This window comes from Vineibacter terrae, assembly GCF_008039615.1.
Classification (GTDB): domain Bacteria; phylum Pseudomonadota; class Alphaproteobacteria; order Reyranellales; family Reyranellaceae; genus Vineibacter; species Vineibacter terrae.
On record NZ_VDUZ01000078.1, the window covers coordinates 1 to 16,099 of the forward strand.

The 16,099-nt window shown below is 67.8% G+C and carries 16 protein-coding genes and 3 pseudogenes; 6 read left to right on the plus strand and 13 right to left on the minus strand.

From position 1 onward, the window contains the following. On the minus strand, positions 1-877 hold an 877-nt coding region (locus FHP25_RS38475), incomplete at its 3' end, for a pseudouridine synthase (RefSeq protein ID WP_218578947.1). A gap of 556 nt (positions 878-1,433) precedes the next feature. On the opposite strand from FHP25_RS38475, the gene FHP25_RS38480 reads away from it, so the two are divergent. Genes FHP25_RS38480 through FHP25_RS38490 form a run of 3 tightly spaced genes read left to right on the plus strand, consistent with a single transcriptional unit; the run spans position 1,434 to position 2,897 of the window. Continuing rightward, complete coding sequence (locus FHP25_RS38480) at positions 1,434-1,766, plus strand: ArsR/SmtB family transcription factor (RefSeq protein ID WP_147852314.1); 333 nt, start codon at positions 1,434-1,436, stop codon at positions 1,764-1,766. Continuing rightward, positions 1,763-2,221 (plus strand): SRPBCC family protein, encoded by a 459-nt coding sequence (locus FHP25_RS38485; RefSeq protein ID WP_218578948.1) that lies wholly within the window; start codon positions 1,763-1,765, stop codon positions 2,219-2,221. Before FHP25_RS38480 ends, FHP25_RS38485 begins: the two co-directional genes overlap by 4 nt. 16 nt (positions 2,222-2,237) lie before the next feature. Then, on the plus strand, positions 2,238-2,897 hold the full coding sequence (locus FHP25_RS38490) for a glutathione S-transferase family protein (protein ID WP_147852315.1): 660 nt from the start codon (positions 2,238-2,240) through the stop codon (positions 2,895-2,897). Positions 2,898-3,100: 203 nt separating this feature from the next. Here FHP25_RS38490 and FHP25_RS38495 read toward each other — a convergent pair whose 3' ends face one another. The 6 genes and pseudogenes from FHP25_RS38495 to FHP25_RS38515 form a co-directional block, all read right to left on the minus strand. Then, a complete protein-coding gene (locus FHP25_RS38495; RefSeq protein WP_218578951.1) occupies positions 3,101-4,123 on the minus strand; it encodes a linear amide C-N hydrolase in 1,023 nt (340 codons plus the stop codon). Between the two features lie 267 nt (positions 4,124-4,390). Then, positions 4,391-4,918, minus strand: a pseudogene (locus FHP25_RS42865) (IS1634 family transposase); the annotation flags it as partial. A 6-nt stretch (positions 4,919-4,924) separates the two neighbouring features. Beyond that, positions 4,925-5,263: an endoribonuclease MazF gene (mazF, locus tag FHP25_RS38500; RefSeq protein WP_147852316.1), complete on the minus strand. Its 339-nt coding sequence runs from the start codon at positions 5,261-5,263 to the stop codon at positions 4,925-4,927. After that, positions 5,263-5,499 (minus strand): AbrB/MazE/SpoVT family DNA-binding domain-containing protein, encoded by a 237-nt coding sequence (locus FHP25_RS38505; RefSeq protein WP_147852317.1) that lies wholly within the window; start codon positions 5,497-5,499, stop codon positions 5,263-5,265. Before FHP25_RS38505 ends, mazF begins: the two co-directional genes overlap by 1 nt. A gap of 239 nt (positions 5,500-5,738) precedes the next feature. Further along, positions 5,739-6,578 carry an SDR family NAD(P)-dependent oxidoreductase gene (locus FHP25_RS38510; protein WP_147852318.1) on the minus strand — a complete coding sequence of 280 codons (840 nt, stop codon included), beginning with the start codon at positions 6,576-6,578 and terminating at the stop codon, positions 5,739-5,741. A gap of 32 nt (positions 6,579-6,610) precedes the next feature. Next, entirely contained in the window at positions 6,611-7,321 is a 711-nt protein-coding gene (locus tag FHP25_RS38515) for an SDR family NAD(P)-dependent oxidoreductase (protein ID WP_147852319.1), read from the minus strand. A gap of 128 nt (positions 7,322-7,449) precedes the next feature. On the opposite strand from FHP25_RS38515, the gene FHP25_RS38520 reads away from it, so the two are divergent. Together FHP25_RS38520 and FHP25_RS38525 are read left to right on the plus strand one after the other, a co-directional pair. Further along, a complete protein-coding gene (locus tag FHP25_RS38520) occupies positions 7,450-8,346 on the plus strand; it encodes a LysR substrate-binding domain-containing protein (RefSeq protein ID WP_147852320.1) in 897 nt (298 codons plus the stop codon). 160 nt (positions 8,347-8,506) lie between these two features. After that, the gene (locus tag FHP25_RS38525; protein ID WP_147852321.1) at positions 8,507-8,869 is read left to right on the plus strand and encodes a response regulator; all 363 of its coding nucleotides are present in this window, start codon (positions 8,507-8,509) and stop codon (positions 8,867-8,869) included. Positions 8,870-8,880: 11 nt separating this feature from the next. On the opposite strand, the gene FHP25_RS38530 is transcribed toward FHP25_RS38525, so the two are convergent. The 5 genes and pseudogenes from FHP25_RS38530 to FHP25_RS38550 all read right to left on the minus strand — a co-directional run bounded on the left by FHP25_RS38530 (position 8,881) and on the right by FHP25_RS38550 (position 12,907). After that, a complete protein-coding gene (locus tag FHP25_RS38530; protein WP_178134105.1) occupies positions 8,881-9,759 on the minus strand; it encodes a DMT family transporter in 879 nt (292 codons plus the stop codon). 16 nt (positions 9,760-9,775) lie between these two features. Next, positions 9,776-10,683: pseudogene (locus FHP25_RS38535) on the minus strand (SDR family oxidoreductase). Between the two features lie 118 nt (positions 10,684-10,801). After that, positions 10,802-11,054: pseudogene (locus FHP25_RS38540) on the minus strand (AbrB/MazE/SpoVT family DNA-binding domain-containing protein). Between the two features lie 212 nt (positions 11,055-11,266). After that, positions 11,267-12,112, minus strand: coding sequence for an LLM class F420-dependent oxidoreductase (locus tag FHP25_RS38545; protein ID WP_147852323.1), 846 nt, complete (start codon positions 12,110-12,112; stop codon positions 11,267-11,269). A gap of 81 nt (positions 12,113-12,193) precedes the next feature. Beyond that, positions 12,194-12,907 carry a gamma-glutamyl-gamma-aminobutyrate hydrolase family protein gene (locus tag FHP25_RS38550; protein ID WP_147852324.1) on the minus strand — a complete coding sequence of 238 codons (714 nt, stop codon included), beginning with the start codon at positions 12,905-12,907 and terminating at the stop codon, positions 12,194-12,196. 437 nt (positions 12,908-13,344) lie between these two features. Here FHP25_RS38550 and queG point away from each other — a divergent pair, with 437 nt between their 5' ends. After that, a complete protein-coding gene (queG, locus tag FHP25_RS38555) occupies positions 13,345-14,505 on the plus strand; it encodes a tRNA epoxyqueuosine(34) reductase QueG (protein WP_147852325.1) in 1,161 nt (386 codons plus the stop codon). A gap of 158 nt (positions 14,506-14,663) precedes the next feature. On the opposite strand, the gene FHP25_RS38560 is transcribed toward queG, so the two are convergent. Further along, entirely contained in the window at positions 14,664-16,019 is a 1,356-nt protein-coding gene (locus tag FHP25_RS38560; protein ID WP_178134106.1) for a M16 family metallopeptidase, read from the minus strand. Positions 16,020-16,099 lie beyond the last annotated feature (80 nt).

Genomic DNA, 16,099 nt, shown 5'->3' on the forward strand with positions numbered 1-16,099 from the left:
CGCGCGCCCCGGCGCTGCCGGCCTTGTGCCGCGCCTGCTGGCGGCCCGGCCGCCGGCGCTCGTCGCGCGGCTTGGGCCGTGCCCAGCCGGGCTTGCGGCCGCTGGCATCGACATCGGCGTCGCCCGACACTTGCGACACCAGGCGTGGGCTTGCCTCGATGACCGCACCCGCCGGCAGGTCGTTCAGGGTGAAGGGGCCGAAGGCGACCCTGATCAGGCGGTTCACGCCCAGCCCGAGATGCGCCATCACGCGCCGCACCTCGCGGTTGCGGCCTTCCTTCAAGGCCACGTTCAGCCACAGATTGCTGCGCTGCTGGCGGTCGATATGCGCCTCGATGCCGCCATAGGCGATGCCGTCGATCACCACGCCGTCGCGCAGACGATCGAGCGCCGCCTGCTCGATCTGGCCATGAGCGCGCACGCGGTAGCGCCGCGTCCAGCCACTGGAGGGCAGCTCCAGCCGGCGTGCCAGGGCGCCGTCGTTGGTGAGCAGCAGCAGCCCTTCGGAATTGAGGTCCAGCCGTCCCACCGAGACCACCCGCGGCATGTCCCTGGGCAGCGCGTCGAACACGGTCGGCCGCCCTTCGGGATCATGCGCCGTCACCACCAGCCCGACGGGCTTGTGGTAGAGCCACAGCCGCGCCCGCTGCGGCGCCGCCACGGGATTGCCGTCGACGCGGATGTCGCTGGCGGCCGTGACCAGGGTCGCGGGCGTGTCGATGCGCTGGCCGTCGACGACGACACGGCCTTCCGCGATCCAGCGTTCGGCATCGCGGCGCGAGCACAGGCCGGCGCGCGCCAGCCGCTTGGCAATACGCTCGCCCTTGTCGGCGGGCACGCCGTCGCCGGCGTCAGGGGGATGGGGTGACGGAGTCATGCGCAGGCTTCTAGAGCGGATTGCGGCCCGGGGAAATCCATAGACGACGTCCCGCACCACCTGCGCCGCGCGATTGTCGACAATCCGTAGCGCCATGGTCGCCAAAAATACCAAGAAGTCGTTTCTCTCGGTTTTTCATACGGTTGCCCTCAATGCGCGGTTTTTCGCGAAAAGTCAGAAACGCTGTTGAAAGTGTCGAGGCTTCCTCCGGCGCAGACCATCGGCAGACGCTTGAGCGATACGCGCTTCCATGACGCACCTCGCGCTGTGTGAGAGTGTTGCCTGCGGCGGCAACCGGCGCTCCGGCCGCGACACCTGCGGCAGTCTTGCCCCTTGCGGCGGGGCCCACGAAAGACGCCCGTTGAGCCCCCGGCGGCGGGAACGCAAATGTATCAATAACCTTATATCATTCTTGTTCAGAGTACAATAAAATTCGCATGCAACGCCCAGCCCCCACGATCCCCGTAAATTAAAAGGCTGCCCTTCAATTTACCCGGATCGTCAAGCGAGGCGACCTGGCCCTTGACGTATTGTAAGCAATACCTTACGGTAAGCCATGACTTACAATACGAGCGCGCTGGACGGTTTTGCCGCCCTGGGTGACCCGACCCGACGCGCGATCTTCGAGCGTGTCGCGGCCCGGCCCTCGGCCGTAGGCGAGCTGGCGCTGGGCTTGCCGGTGAGCCGGCCGGCGGTATCGCAGCATCTGCGCGTGCTGAAGCAAGCCGGGCTGGTGCGCGAGTCGCCCCAGGGCACGCGCCGCATCTATCGCCTGGACCCGCGCGGCATCGGCGCCATGCGCGACTGGCTGGAGGCGCATTGGACCACCGCGCTCGACGCCTTCAAGGATTTCGCCGACGCGCAAGCCGACGAGGAGACTGCCGCGTGAGCATCGCCCCGATCATCCGCACGGTGCAGGTGAAGGTCGCCCCTGCCCGCGCCTTCGACCTGTTCGCCACCCGCATGGCGCAGTGGTGGCCCAAGGGCGGCACGATCGGCAAGGCGCCGCATGCCGACGTGATCATCGAGCCGCGGCCGGGCGGGCGCTGGTTCGAGCGCGACGCCGAAGGCAACGAGACACAGTGGGGGCATGTGCTGGCGTGGGAGCCGCCCTCGCGCCTGCTGCTCGCCTGGCAGATCAGCACCGCATGGCGCTACGACCCCAGCCTCGTGACGGAGGTGGAGCTGACCTTTGCCCCGGCCGACGGCGGCACGCTGGTGACCTTGGAGCACCGCCACCTGGAGCGCTTCGGCGCTGATGCGGCAGCCCACGCCCAGCGGCTGGGCGGCGGCTGGCCGACGCGGCTTGCCGCGTTCGCCCACCTCGCCGATGCAATGGCCTGACAGAGAGGAGACTGCGATGTCCGGGTTCGTCGTTCACAGCGCCGCGGGCAGCCCCTTCGGCCGCAGCGTGCTTGTCACACTGGAAGAAAAACATGCCGCCTGGCGTCTCGCGCCCGTGGCGGTCGGCACCTTGCGCACGCCGGCGCACCTGGCCCGCCACCCGTTCGGCCGCATACCGGTGCTCGAGCATGACGGCTTCATGCTCTACGAGACCCAGGCCATCCTGCGCTATCTCGACCGCGTTCTGCCGACGCCGTCGCTGACGCCGGCCGATCCCCGCGCCGCGGCGCGCATGGACCAGGTGATGAATGTCAGCGACTGGTATCTTTTCAACGGTGTCGGCAACATCATCGGCTTCCAGCGCATCATCCGGCCGCGCCTGATGGGGCAACCGGCCGACGAAGCTGCCATCGCCGACGTGCTGCCCAAGGCGCATGTCGTGATCGACGAGCTGGCGCGGCTGCTGGGCGATAGCCCCTACTTCGCCGGCACTGCGCCGTCGCTGGCCGATCTGCTGGTGGCGCCGCAGATCGACTTCCTCACCATGACACCCGAGTGGGCGGCACTGGGGGCGCACCATCGCAACCTGTCGGCATGGCTGGCGCGGATGGCCGAGCGGCCCTCCCTGCAGGCCACCACCTGGGAGCGTGTCGCCGAGCTGGCCAAGGCGGCGTGAGGTGCGACCGCGTGGAAAATCGAAGCGATGAATGATCTCTCCCTCGCTACGCTCCGAATGAGTGCCTTGATCCTTCCCCGGGAGGGCAGAGCGGCAGAACGGTCGCATATGGCCCTCCTGTTCCATATGCGATCGCCTTACGGCCGGGGGAGGTCCGAACGGAACACCTGCAGGCGATCTCATGGGGAATGAGGGTGCCGTCCTCAAAGTCCAAGGAACTTGAAAGGCGCACTTTCCTTGAACTGATCGTTGGCCATGCCGGAGTAGATGTGCGTCTGGTTGGGACCCAGATCGAGCTTCATCACCTTGCCGGCGCCTTCCGAGAAATCCAGCTTCGTCAGATCGACCCAGAAGATGTTCGGCGTGAGCGCCGACTCGAAGAAATAGAGCTTGCGCTTCTGGTCAGACACGCTGCGCCAGCGCGTCGAGGATATGTTGGGCTGATCCGGCGTGGTGATGCCGTAGGGAACGGAAACATTCCGGATCACACTGAAGACGCTCGCGATCGCTTCGGCCGGGTTCTCGCCTTTCGGGATGGCATTCACATAGAACGATGCGCGCGCGAACCGGTCGGAGGCTCGGTTCGTGCCGGGCAGCATGACGGTGCCGCCGATCTGCTTCCAGTATTCGTTCAGCGCCAGCTGCTTCTCGAAGATCGGCGAGTTGGTCATCACCTGATAGTCACGACCGTGGTGAATGACCTGCCTGCCGTCGATGTACTCGATGATAGCGCTGTCGCCACTGGCATCCGATAGCGACAGATGCAGGGTTGCAAGGCGCTCCTCACCCGGCACACTGTCGGTGACGACGATGAAGGGCTCCTTCGCCAGCGCATCGACCGCCTGCCGGACGGTCGCAAAATTGTCGAGGACATATTGTGCCCAGGCTGCGAGCGACAAGCCAGGCATCTTGCCGTCATATTTCGGGTAGGAGGATTCAACCAGCCACAGCACGTTGGCGACGAGCCCTGCCTCGTTCATGCCGTCGGTGGTTGAAATGTCATAGCCCGATGCGATGACACTGCCATACTTTGATGTCCAATGAATCGAATTCGGCCCTGCCTCGCCGGAGCGCTTCATGCCGCGCGGGAAAACCCAGAGGTTGGTCCCGACATCGCTCTTCCAGTCCATAGACCGCGCAGTGATCACCTCATTGGCGCCAAGGTAGACAAAGCGGGTGCAGGCTTCGGCCGCCGGCGAAGCCTGAAGGCTCGCCGACATGAGCATGACCGCGCAGATGGCCGGCAACGAGCGCTTTCCCGAGATCATGGCGTGCCACTGGTTGAGCTGACGGGAGAGTATTATCAGGCTACCACCATTGAAGGAAGTCGAAGCAGCTCCAGCCCAACTTTCCCAACTGGGACGGCGCAGGAGGAGAAAGGGCAATATAATCAAAGGGCGTCGCTGAAAGGTCTTCACTACATGCGCGGTGCGGTGCGGGGTTGAGGCGGCCGTCTGCGGTGATCCCGGGCGGTGGCTGGGGCGGCAACTGCAGGCCATGAAGGCGACGAAGATATGCGCCTCGATGCGGCTCTCGACCTGGTGGAAGATGGGCCGCAGCTGCAGATCATCCTTGAGGTTCTTGAAGGCGGCCTCGACCTCGACGAGCTGGATGTAGAACTGCCACAGCTCGGCGGGGTCATGGCCGCCCAGATTGCTGCGCAGCAGGTATCGGCCTTCGCGCTGGCGGACTTTGCGGAGCTTGGCACGATTGAGGGTGAAGCTGAAGGCGGCGCCGTGCTCGGCCACCTCGATGTCGAGGAGGCGCCAGGCCGCCGGCGCCTCGGCGCGCGCCGCGCCGAGCTTCATGAGCAAGGCCTCGCGCGTCAGCTCCATCGTCGCCATCTGCTGGAGGCGCCCCCACAGCCGCTTCAGCTGGCGCCGCCGCATGGCGCGCTCCTCGTGCACGCGCATGCGGCTGCGGGCCAGCACGTAAAGTTCCTGATCCTGCGGCAAGAGCTTGACGTCGACGCCGTGGCGCACGCTCTGCCACGGCTTGTCCAGCAGCGCCTTCTCCAGCTTGCACCCTCAAGGCTTGCCGATGAGGACGAGAGCCTTCCTGCGCACTTCGGAGAGCTCGGCCGGCGAGACGCGGCCTTTGAACGACGCTTTGCGCATTGTCCAATCCAAGCTCTTCACCTGGTCAGCGAGAACCGCGCTCGGCCTGCGGCCGGAGATGACAACCTCGAAAGGGTAGCCCTTGATCTGCGTTGTCATCGGGCAGCACAGCATGAGGCCCGTGCGACCGTTGTACAGGCTGGGGCTCAACACGACAGCCAGGCGATGCCCCGCCTGTTCATGGCCCGCCTGCGGATCGAAATGCAGCCAAACAATATCTCCCGCATCGGGAACATACCGTCGCGGCACTAGAAGGGCTCCTTGCCGACGGCGCGCCCGAAGCTCACTTCGCCATGCAGGTTTTCCGGCGTGATGCCATCGACGAGCGTTGCCAGATCGTCTCCGCGCACAGGCTCAATCACGATGCGACCACCGACCTCGCGCACGTCCACCGTGTCGTCGATAGCCAGCCTCGCCGCAGCCATGACGGCTGCCGGGATTCGCACCGAGGCACTGTTGCCCCACTTCTTGACGATCACCTTCATTGCTCACGCCTCATGTATCAACAATTGTCGATATAGTGTCGCAGCGCCGAGGCCGCAACATTTGTCGATACGGATTGGCACGAGCCATCGTCGGCGACCCAGTCCACATAGACCATCACGTGACCAGCACCGAAAGTGGTGCCGAGCCCATTCGCGAGGGGAGGCGGTCTTGAGCATCGACCGCCTCCCCCTGGTCGGCGCGGCCGGTCGCGTCTAGCCCGGGCGGAGGACTCCGCGGCTCACCGGGACGCGCTGCGGCTGCGCTCCGGACGGTCCACCTGCTCGATGCCGTACCGGCTGGCCGGAACCGCGTGCGAGAGATTGCCGGACATCGCGCGGCGCGCCGTTTCGTAACGATCCCACTCGGCCTTGTCGGGCAGTGCCGGGATGGTCACGACCTCGCCCCGGTCGAGGCCGACAAGGGCGGCATCGACCATATCCTCCGCCGACATCACGATCGCGGTGGGGAGCTGGTGCACCGGCAGGCCGGCGATGTCCCAGAACGCCGTCGCCGTCGCTCCCGGCAGCACCACCTGAATACGCACGTTCTTGTCCGCAAGCTCGTGCTGCAGCGACTGGCTGAACGCCAGGACGAAGGCCTTGGTGCCGCCGTAGACGCCGTTGAGCGTTTCCGGCGAGATCGCCACGATCGACGCGATGTTGATGATCGTGCCGCCACCGCGCGCGACGAGGCCCGGCGCGGCGGCATAGGTGAGGCGCGTGAGCGCGCTGACATTGAGGTCGATCATTTCCGACATCTTCTCGACATCGGCGTCCAGCAGCAGCGCCGTAGCGCCAACGCCGGCATTATTTACCAGCAGCGTGATGCCGGCGTCGTCGCGCAGCAGCGCCTCGATCCTGGCCAGGTCCGCCTTGTCGCCGAGATCGGCGGCAAGCGTCTTGATCGACCGGCCGGTCTCGGCGCCGAGTCGACGGGCCAGGGTATCGAGGCGGCTCCTGTTACGAGCGACCAGGATCAGGTCATAGCCGCGCCTGGCCAGGCGGTCGGCATAGATCGCGCCGATACCGCTGGAAGCACCCGTGACCAGCGCGGTGCCTTTCACATCGATGGCAGTCATGGACATTGCTCCTTGCTCAAGTGCGGGCGGGGTCAGTGGCCGGCGCTCTGGCCGCCGTCGACGTGCAGGATCTCGCCGGTCACGAAGGGCGCCTGCTCGAGATACATCACCGCGTCGACGATGTCGGACATCTCGCCCATGTGCCCGACCGGATGGAGGGCGCCCAGCGCCGCATGAGTCTCGACCGGATGCATCGGCGACTTGATGATGCCGGGCGAAACCGCGTTCACGCGGATGCCGCGCCTGGCGTATTCGATGGCGAGCGACCTGGTTGCGGCACTGAGACCGCCCTTGGTCAGCGACGCAAGCACGGACGGCACAGCGGAGTTCGCATGATCGACCAGGCTCGTGGTGATCTGCACGACATGGCCGCCGCCACGCTTCTCCATCTCGGCGATGGCGCGCTGCGTGATGCGGAAGAAGCCAGTGAGGTTGACCCCCAGGACGGCAGCGTAGTCGGCCTCGGTGTAGTCCGTGAACGGCTTGGCGATGAAAATGCCGGCGTTGTTGACAAGCGAATCGATGCGGCCGAAGCGGCGCACAGCCTCGGCGATCACCCTGTCAGCCGTTTCCCGGTCGGCGACGTCACCCGCGACCGCGACAACACCCGGGTCTTGCGACGGCCCGATCGACCGCGCCACCGCAACCACCCGATAATCCCGATCGCGGTAGGCTTTGACGAGCGCCGCGCCTATTCCTTGTGATGCGCCAGTGATGATGGCGACTTTCTGCTCGCTGCTCATGGGTCGTCCCTTTGCGGAGAAGCCGATGGTGATGCCCACCGATCGCCGCGGGACATAAGGCCTTCCAGAAATCGCCACTACGGGGCAAAAATGGAACTCACCTTTTCAGATAGTGGAAAGGATGCTCAATGGATCGCCTGGAAGCCATGTCGATTGTGCTGGCCGTCGCCGAACTCGGCAGCCTTTCCGCCGCGGCCCGGCGGCTCAACACGCCAATCGCAACAGCCAGCCGCCAGATCGCGGAGCTCGAAACGCATCTGCGCACCAAGCTGTTCGACCGCTCGACGCGGAAGCTGGTGCTCACTGACGCGGGCTCGACATACGTCGCCGCGCTGAAGCGAATCCTCGCCGATCTCTCGGAGGCCGAGCGCGCCGCCTCGGGCGAATACACGACGCCCACCGGGGAGCTGGTCGTAACCGCGCCGGTCGGCCTCGGGCGCGTTCATCTCATGCCGATCCTGGCCGAGTTCCTGCGGTCCTATCCCGACATCAACGTGCGCCTTGTCCTCGGCGACCGGATCCTCAGCCTGTCCGAGGAGCATGTCGATGTGGCGCTGCGCATCGGCGAGCTGCCCGACAGCCGGCTGATCGCGCTGCGCGTCGGCGCCACCCATCCCGTGGTATGCGCCAGCCCCGCCTACCTCGCCGCGCGCGGAACGCCACGCACGCCTGACGACATCGCCGGGCATGACTGCATCATCTACGAGGGCTTCCGGTCGCCGGACCTATGGGCATTCGCACACCAGCAGACTGACATCGCAATCACGGTCCAACCGCGGCTTGTCGTCTCGAGCGCCGAGGCTGCGTGCGACGCCGCCCGTGCCGGAATCGGCCTCGCGCGGGCGTTCTCGTATCACGTCGTGCGGTCGATCGAAACCGGAACACTCAGCACCGTGCTGGACGAATACCGGCCGGCCGCCCTGCCCGTCAGCCTGGTCTATCGCGCGGGCCGGTTCCTGCCCATCAAGCTGCGGGCCTTCCTCGATTTCGCGTCACCTCGCCTCAAGGCCCGGCTGGCGACGTGACGAATGCCCCCGCGCGGTCAAGGCGCGTGTTCGCGCCTCAAGTCCGCCGTAATGCAGGCCCATATGGTGATCGTAGGCGCAGCGTTCCGTGCCGGGTCACCAGAAGAATCCGCACCGTCGTTGGATCGCCGAGGGTTGAGGCTTGAACAGAGCCCGTGTCATGAAGCCGCTTAGCGAATGTCGTGTCCTGATCGTAGAGAGTGATTTTGCTGCCGGCCTGGAGCTCATGCGCGTGCTGAGCGACGAAGGCTGCCGCGGCATCAAGCTGGTCCGCACCATCGAAGGGGCATTGCTGGAGCTTTCCGTCACGCCGCCAGACGCTGTCGCGCTCGATCTCGACATCCGCGGCAAACGCGCAACGCCCGTCGCCGAAGCCCTGGTCGCGCGCAACGTTCCTTTCGTGGTCGTCACGGGCAAGCTGACCGACATCCCCAGCACGGAGCGCAGCGGAGCGGCGCCTGCCCCCGCACGCGAAATCGTTTCGCGCCTGACGCTCGCGGTCACGCAGCGCAAGGCGGCGTGACCGCGTGATCTTCAGGCCGGGCCGCGTGAGCGGCGCTGGATGAGGATCAGCCCCGCCGCCATGATCAGCACGGCGCCGATCAAGGTCGCCGGGCCAGGCACCTCCCGGAAGGCGAGGTAGCCGATGGCGGCGGCGCCGACGAGCTCGAGATAGACCAAGGGCGCCAGCGTCGAGGCATCGGCCAGCCGAAACGCCGTGATCGACAGGATGTGGCTTGCCGCCGAGATCACGCCCAGGCCGACAAAGAAGACGAGGTCGGCCGGCACCGGCGTCGACCATGACGCGATGGCCTGCGGCGTGAGCAGCAAGGCGCCCACCGTGCACTGGAACACCAGCGTCTGCACCGGGTCGCTGTCCTGCGCCGCCCGCCGCGTGGCGATCATGTAGAACGCGAAGGCCAGGCCGGCACCGAACGCCAGGAGCAATCCCGGCTCGATCGCCCCGCCCGGCCGCAGGATCACGAGCGCCCCCGCGAAACCCAGCCCGAGGCTCAGGATCTTGCGGGCGGTGAGCTGCTCCTTGAGCACGGCGGCCGACAGCACGACGGCGATGATCGGGCCCACGAAATAGGCGCTGGCCGCCGTCGCCAGCGGGATGCGGGCCACGGCCAGGAAATAGAGCGTCATGGCGATGACGAGGAACACCGTGCGCAAGGCATGGGCGCCGCGGCGCTCGGGCGGCAGCACGCGCGCGCCGTGGCGCGCCATCGCGAACGGCAGCACGATCAGGCTGGCCACGACGTAGCGCGCCCAGCTGATGAACAGCGGCGAGTAGTTGGCGCTGAGGAACTTCGCCAGGCCGTCCACGGCCGGAATGGCCAGCATCGCGACGGTCATCAGGGCGATGCCCGTCGTGGCGCGCGATGGGCGGGCGATGCTTGTCGTTTCCATCGGCCCGGCCGAGCCTCTAGCGATAGCCGGTCGTGTCGGCCGGCTTGCCGGCATCCTGCACTTCCTCGACATAGCGCCAGGCATCGGGACGCGAGCCGTCGAGATCGGTGAAGCCGTAGACCTTCGCCAGGCCGCCGCTGGACAGCGACTGCCCGTTCCAGCGCGCGCGATCGGGATCGGCGGCCAGCGCCGCAACGGCACGGCCGACGAAGCGCGGGGTCTCGGAGATCGCGAAATGCGGCATGCGCGCCGTCGCATCGCGCCAATTCGCCTCGCCGACCCCGAACGCCTCCAGCATCATTTCCGATCGCAGCCAGCCCGGCGTGATGCAGACGGCGGTGGCGCCGTGCGGCGCCAGATCCTGGGCGTGGGCCCAGGCTATGCGCGCCACCGACACCTTCGCGAGGTCATAGAACGGATTGATGCGGTAATGCGTGGCGTTGTACGCGACGGTGCCGTCGGTCACCTCCACGAGCAGGCCGCCCGGGCGCTCGATCATCCGCGGCAATGCGTGATGCGCCGTGATCAGGTGCGTGTTCACGGCCAGCGTGAGCAGGCGCAGCCCGTTCTGCAGGTCATGGTCCCAGACGGGCTTGTTCCACTCCTTCAGCGTCTCGCCGCCCCAGATGTTGTTGACGAGCACGTCCAGGCACCCCTGCTCGGCCCGGATGCGGTCAACCAGCGCCTTGACCTGGTCGGCGACGAGATGGTCGACCTGGACGGCGATGCCCGTGCCGCCCGCCGCCGAGACCAGCGCCGCGGTCTGCTCGATGGTTTCCGGCCGCGCGTATTCCGACGGCTGGCCGTGCGTGGTGCGCCCGGTCACGTAGACGGTCGCGCCGGCCGCCCCAGCTCGACGGCGATCCCGCGCCCGGCGCCGCGGGTCGCGCCCGCGACCAGCGCGATCTTGCCTGCAAGGGACATCGCTGTTTCTCCAGTACACGCTCGCGGACCCGGCAGTCGTCACATCCCTATGACGGCAGGCGAACGGCCCGGCCCGCGTGATAGCCTGAACAAGCCTTGCTGGTACAGGCAGCGATCCTCACCTCCTGCCGGCCCAACCTTCCATTGCGATCTTGTTCATTTCATCGATCGACAAGGGTGCTTCGCCTCGCTTCTTCAGAAGATCGAAGACATCCGAAATCTTGCCGGTCGATGCTGCCGCCTTCACCTCGATCCGGCCACCGGGAAGCTTGCGCACCATGATCTTTGCGCCAGGTCGAACCCCCAAGGTGCTCCAGGTGATCCCTGCGCAGGGTGACCTGCCCCTTGCCGGTGATTGTCAGCGTGGCCATGTACCTGCCCTGTGTTGATCGAGGTGATGGTACTTCCATCGCGGACCGACAGCAGCGCCGCCCTAATACCAGGAATCGCTGGTCGCTGACACGCATCCGTCATCCCGAGCGCAAGCGAGGGATCTCCTGCGAGAGACGCACGGTGCGCCATTCGCGGGAGATCCCTCGCTGCGCTCGGGATGACGGTCGCGATGCACCTTGCAGAGTCGGTGCTAGGCGTTGACCTGCCGCATGATCTCCGCCCAGCGGTCGACCGAGGCCAGCGTCTTGTCGCGGCCGTCGGAGGGCAGCATGGCCACGACGCGGCGCACGCCCAGGTCGGCGAAGCGCTTGAGCTTGTCGACATCCCGCGCCGGGCCCATCATCGTGATCTCAAGCGATGCGGGATCGCGGCCGGCGTCGCGCGCCATGGCCTGGAACTGCGGCAGCAGGTCGCCGACATCGCCCAGCACCGACACCGGGATCCAGCCGTCGCCGTAGCGGATCGCGCGGCGCGCGCCGTGCGGGAAGCCGCCGCCGACCAGGATCGGCGGATACGGCTTCTGCACCGGCTTGGGCCAGGCGTAGATCGGATCGAAGCGGATCATCTCGCCGTGGTACTCGGCCTTCGGCCTGGTCCAGATCTCCTTCATCGCCTCGATGCTCTCGCGCATGCGCTTGAAGCGCGTCGCGTACACCGTGCCGTGGTTCTCCATCTCGTCCTGGTTCCAGCCGCCGCCGATGCCGAACAGGAACCGGCCGCCGCTCACCTGGTCGATCGACGCCACCAGCTTGGCGGTCTGGATGGCGTCGCGCTGCTGCACCAGGCAGACGGCGGTGCCGATCTTGAGCGTCGTGGTCGCGCACGCCGCCGCCGTCAGCGCCACGAACGGATCCATGCCGTCATAGTAAGGCTTGGGCAGGTCGCCGCCGCCGGGAAAAGGCGTCTTGCGCGACGCGGGGATGTGCGAATGCTCGGCCGCCCATACCGACTCGAAGCCGCGCTCCTCCAGCGCCCGCGCCAGGTCCTGGGCCGGCATGGAATACTCGGTGAAGAACACGGCGCCGCCGAAATGCATGGTCGTTCCCTCCGCAATGAGGGCTGCAGCATACGACGTATGGCGGCGTTGCCTACAGCTGGCGTGGCGCGCTCCCAGGGATCACCGGCGGCAGGCGGCAACGAAGGCGGCGAAGATCTGCCTGTCGCCGGCGCTGATGTGGAATTCCGGGTGCCACTGCACACCCAGGCAGAAGCGGCGGCCGGTGGCCTCGATGCCTTCGATCACGCCGTCATCGGCCACGGCGTTGACCACGACGCCGGCCGGCTCGTCGAGCGCCGCCTGGTGATGGGCGCTGTTGACCGGCAGGCGGTCGACGCCGACCAGGCGATGCAGCAAGGTGCCGCGCTTCACCGCGACCTCGTGACCGGCCTCGTCGCGCGGATTGGGCTGCTCGTGCGCCAGCGCCGCTTGCACCGCGTCGGGGATGTGCTGGATCAGCTTGCCGCCCAGCACGACATGCAGCAGCTGCTGGCCGCCGCAGATGCCGAGCACCGGCATGTCGCGCCCGATGGCGCCGCGGGTGATGGCGAACTCGAAGGCGGTGCGCCGGTCCTTGGTCACCACGGTGTCGTGGCGCGCGCCGCCATCGTAATAGCTGGGATCGACATCGAACGCACCGCCGGTCACCAGCACGCCAACAACGGTGTCGAGGTAGTCGGCGGCCTGGTCGGGCTCATGCGGCAGCGCCACCGGCAGGCCGCCGGCCGCCACCACGGCGTCGAAATAGTTCTGACGGGCGGCGTACCAGGGGAACTTGGAGTAGCCGCCAGGCTGCTCGGCGTCCAGCGTCACGCCGATGAGGGGTCGGGTCATGGGAGCAGGATAGAGCAAGCGCGCCGCGGCCGAAAGCGGCGGCCGCGATCCCGAGCGCAGCAGGGACCTGGCGGTGCGTCGAACGCATGGGGTGGTGGGGTCGAAGATATGAAGATTCACCACAGAGGCACAGCGCAGCCGTTGGCCGCAACCAAATGGCGGAGGAGTGCTTCATGGTGAGCCTGTCGAACCATGAAGCGCCGCACCACTGTCCGTGCGACGCCTTCATGGTTCGACAGGCTCACCATGAAGCGCTTTCCCCGCATTTGGTTGCGGCCAAAGGCTGCGCTGCGCCCCAGCGTTTGTCCGCACGGCCGTGCGGCCTTTCAATCCTTGTGGCCGCGCGGCGGCGCGGTCCGGGAAAAGCGATGGCGGCTTCCCGCGGCGCCCGCCATGACGGGTTGAGTCGACGCGCGCCAAGGCGCAGGTTGGGCGCGATGACCGTCCACCCCGCCCCCGGCCTGAAACGGCGCGCGCCCAGCGATCCGCACGCGATCCGCGAGGAGATCCGCGCCGAGGCCCTGCGCCTGGGGTTCGATGCCGTCGGCTTCACGCCGGCCCAGGCGCCGCCCGAGCAGCGCGAGGCGCTGGTCGCGTTCGTGCGCAGCGGCTGGCACGGCACGATGGACTGGCTGGCGCAGGACATCGACCGGCGCGCCGATCCGGCGCGGCTGTGGCCGGGCGCCCGCACCCTGATCGCGCTCGGGCTGCGCTACACGCCGGAAGGCGACCCGCTGGCGGTGCTGGCGCAGCGCGACCGCGCCGCGATCTCGGTCTACGCCCAGGGCCGCGACTATCATCTGGTGGTGAAGTCGCGGCTCAAGGCGCTGGGCCTGTGGATGTGGAACCGCTGGGGCCGCGACCTCAAGGTGTTCGTCGACACCGCGCCGGTGATGGAGCGGCCGGCGGCGGCGCGCGCCGGACTGGGCTGGCAGGGCAAGCACACCAACCTGGTGTCGCGCGCGCACGGCTCCTGGCTGTTCCTGGGCGAGATCCTGACCACGCTGGCGCTGCCGCCGGATGCGCCCGAGCACGACCATTGCGGCACCTGCCAGGCCTGCCTCGACATCTGCCCCACCGCCGCGTTTCCGGCGCCGGGGCGGCTCGATGCGCGGCGCTGCATCTCGTACCTGACGATCGAGCACCCGGGCCCCATCCCGCACGAGCTGCGCGCCGCCATGGGCAACCGCGTCTATGGCTGCGACGACTGCCTTGCGGTCTGCCCCTGGAACAAGTTCGCGCAGGCCGCGCGCGAGGCGGCGTTCGCGCCGCGGCCCGGGCTGGCGACACCCCGCCTGACCGATCTCGCGGCGCTCGACGACGCCGCCTTCCGCACGCTGTTCGCCGGCACCGCCGTCAAGCGCATCGGCCGCGACCGCTTCGTGCGCAATGTCGCGATCGCGCTGGGCAATTCAGGCGATGCCGAAGGCTCGCTGCCGGCGGTCCGGCGGCTGCTCGACGACGCCAGCCCGCTGGTGCGCGGCGCGGCCGTGTGGGCGCTGGCGCGGCTGTCGCCGGCCGCCTTCGCCGGCGAGCGCGCCAGCCGGCTGCCGGCCGAGGCCGACGCCGATGTGCGGGCGGAGTGGGCGGCGGTGTGAGATAGCGATGCAGAAAGTGACGGGCCGGACCGCGCCGCTCCAGCGGCGCACCGGCGCGTAGCGCCGGATCATGATCATGAGCGCCGCTGGATCCTTCGACAGGCTCAGGATGTCGGCGCGGTCCCAGCCGTCACCAGCGCCGCCGTGCGATCCCTGTTCTACTCCGTGGCAGCGATGCCTTGCGGCTTGCCGACGACGACGGTGACCGAGGCGTCCAGGCGCAGGATGCGCTGCGCCATGCGCTTGACGTCGTCCAGCGTCACCCGGTCGATCAGCTCGTTGCGGCGGGTCATGTGCTCCGGCGGCAGGCCGTCGACCTGCATGGAATGCAGCAGGCCGGCGATCGAGCTGGTCGAGTCCAGCGTCAGCGCCAGCGAGCCCTTGAGATAGGCCTTGGCGTTGGCCAGCTCGTCCTCGGTGATGCCGTCCTTGGCCAGCAGCGCCAGCTGCTCGCGGATGATCTTCACCGATTCAGCCACGCGCTCGTTGGCCGTGCCCACCGACGCGATCAGCAGGCCGGCCTGGCGGTAGGTCGACAGCCGGCTATAGGCGCCGTAGGCCAGCCCGCGCTTCTCGCGGACCTCGTTCATCAGGCGGCCCGAGAAGCCGCCGCCGCCCAGCACGTGGTTCATGACGGTGGCGGCGTACCAGTCGGGATCGTCGCGCTTGATGCCCGGCGTGGCGATCAGGGCCACGCTTTGCGGCACGTCGCGCTCGACCACCAGGGTGCGGCCGCCCGGCCGGTCCGGCGCCGGCGTCCAGGGCGGCACGTCCGGTGAGCCGGTCGTGGCCGGCAGCGTGCCGAAGGCACGGTCGACCAGGGCGCCGGCCTCCTCGGCGGTGATGTCGCCGACGATCGCCAGATGCAGGCGGTCGCGCGCGAACTGGCGCCGGGCCTGCATCCGCAGGTCGTCGGCCATGACGGCCTCGATGCCCGCCACGGTGCCGTCCGGCGGCCGGCCATAGACATGCTGGCCGAACGTCGCCTTCAGCAAGGTGCGATTGGCCACCGACGACGGCGACTGCTCGGCCTGCTTCAGGCCGCTCACGAACTGGCGCTGCAGGCGGCGGATCGATTCGGCGTCGAAGCGCGGCTCGGTCAGCGCCAGCCGCAGCAGATCGACCGACTCCTCGCGGTATTGCCGCAGCATGCGCACGGTGCCGCCGAAGCGATCGACCGAGACACCGAAGCTGAGCCGGGCGGCGACATCCTCCTGACGGCGCTTGAAGGCGGCGGCGTCGTAGGTGCCGGCGCCCTGGTCGAGCAGCGATGCCGTGAGCTGCGCCAGCCCTTCCTTGCCGGCCGGGTCCTGCGCCGAGCCGCCCTCGAAGGAGAAGCTCATCGCGATCACCGGCGCGGTGCGGTCCTCGACCAGCCACAGCTTGATGCCGCCGGGCGTGGTCAGCGTCTTGATGTCGATCGCGAAGGCGGGCAGCGCGCTGCAGATCACAGCCGCGATGGCGGCCATGATGCCGATGACGGCACGGCGCCCTTTCGGACCGCGGGCGTCCACGCCCGCACTCGCTCGCAGCGAAGCGAAGAGCGAACGGCTGTCGGCGCTGCCGCGCCGATGCGCGCGGTCCCAAAACAAGA

Bases quoted from the DNA above. Each gene is read 5' to 3' on its own strand.
- FHP25_RS38480 (WP_147852314.1), top strand. From the start codon at position 1,434: ATGACTTACAATACGAGCGCGCTGGACGGTTTTGCCGCCCTGGGTGAC.
- FHP25_RS38490 (WP_147852315.1), top strand. From the start codon at position 2,238: ATGTCCGGGTTCGTCGTTCACAGCGCCGCGGGCAGCCCCTTCGGCCGC.
- FHP25_RS38495 (WP_218578951.1), bottom strand. From the start codon at position 4,123: ATGCTCATGTCGGCGAGCCTTCAGGCTTCGCCGGCGGCCGAAGCCTGC.
- FHP25_RS38505 (WP_147852317.1), bottom strand. From the start codon at position 5,499: ATGAAGGTGATCGTCAAGAAGTGGGGCAACAGTGCCTCGGTGCGAATC.
- FHP25_RS38510 (WP_147852318.1), bottom strand. From the start codon at position 6,578: ATGACTGCCATCGATGTGAAAGGCACCGCGCTGGTCACGGGTGCTTCC.
- FHP25_RS38515 (WP_147852319.1), bottom strand. From the start codon at position 7,321: ATGAGCAGCGAGCAGAAAGTCGCCATCATCACTGGCGCATCACAAGGA.
- FHP25_RS38520 (WP_147852320.1), top strand. From the start codon at position 7,450: ATGGATCGCCTGGAAGCCATGTCGATTGTGCTGGCCGTCGCCGAACTC.
- FHP25_RS38525 (WP_147852321.1), top strand. From the start codon at position 8,507: ATGAAGCCGCTTAGCGAATGTCGTGTCCTGATCGTAGAGAGTGATTTT.
- FHP25_RS38530 (WP_178134105.1), bottom strand. From the start codon at position 9,759: ATGGAAACGACAAGCATCGCCCGCCCATCGCGCGCCACGACGGGCATC.
- FHP25_RS38545 (WP_147852323.1), bottom strand. From the start codon at position 12,112: ATGCATTTCGGCGGCGCCGTGTTCTTCACCGAGTATTCCATGCCGGCC.
- FHP25_RS38550 (WP_147852324.1), bottom strand. From the start codon at position 12,907: ATGACCCGACCCCTCATCGGCGTGACGCTGGACGCCGAGCAGCCTGGC.
- queG (WP_147852325.1), top strand. From the start codon at position 13,345: ATGACCGTCCACCCCGCCCCCGGCCTGAAACGGCGCGCGCCCAGCGAT.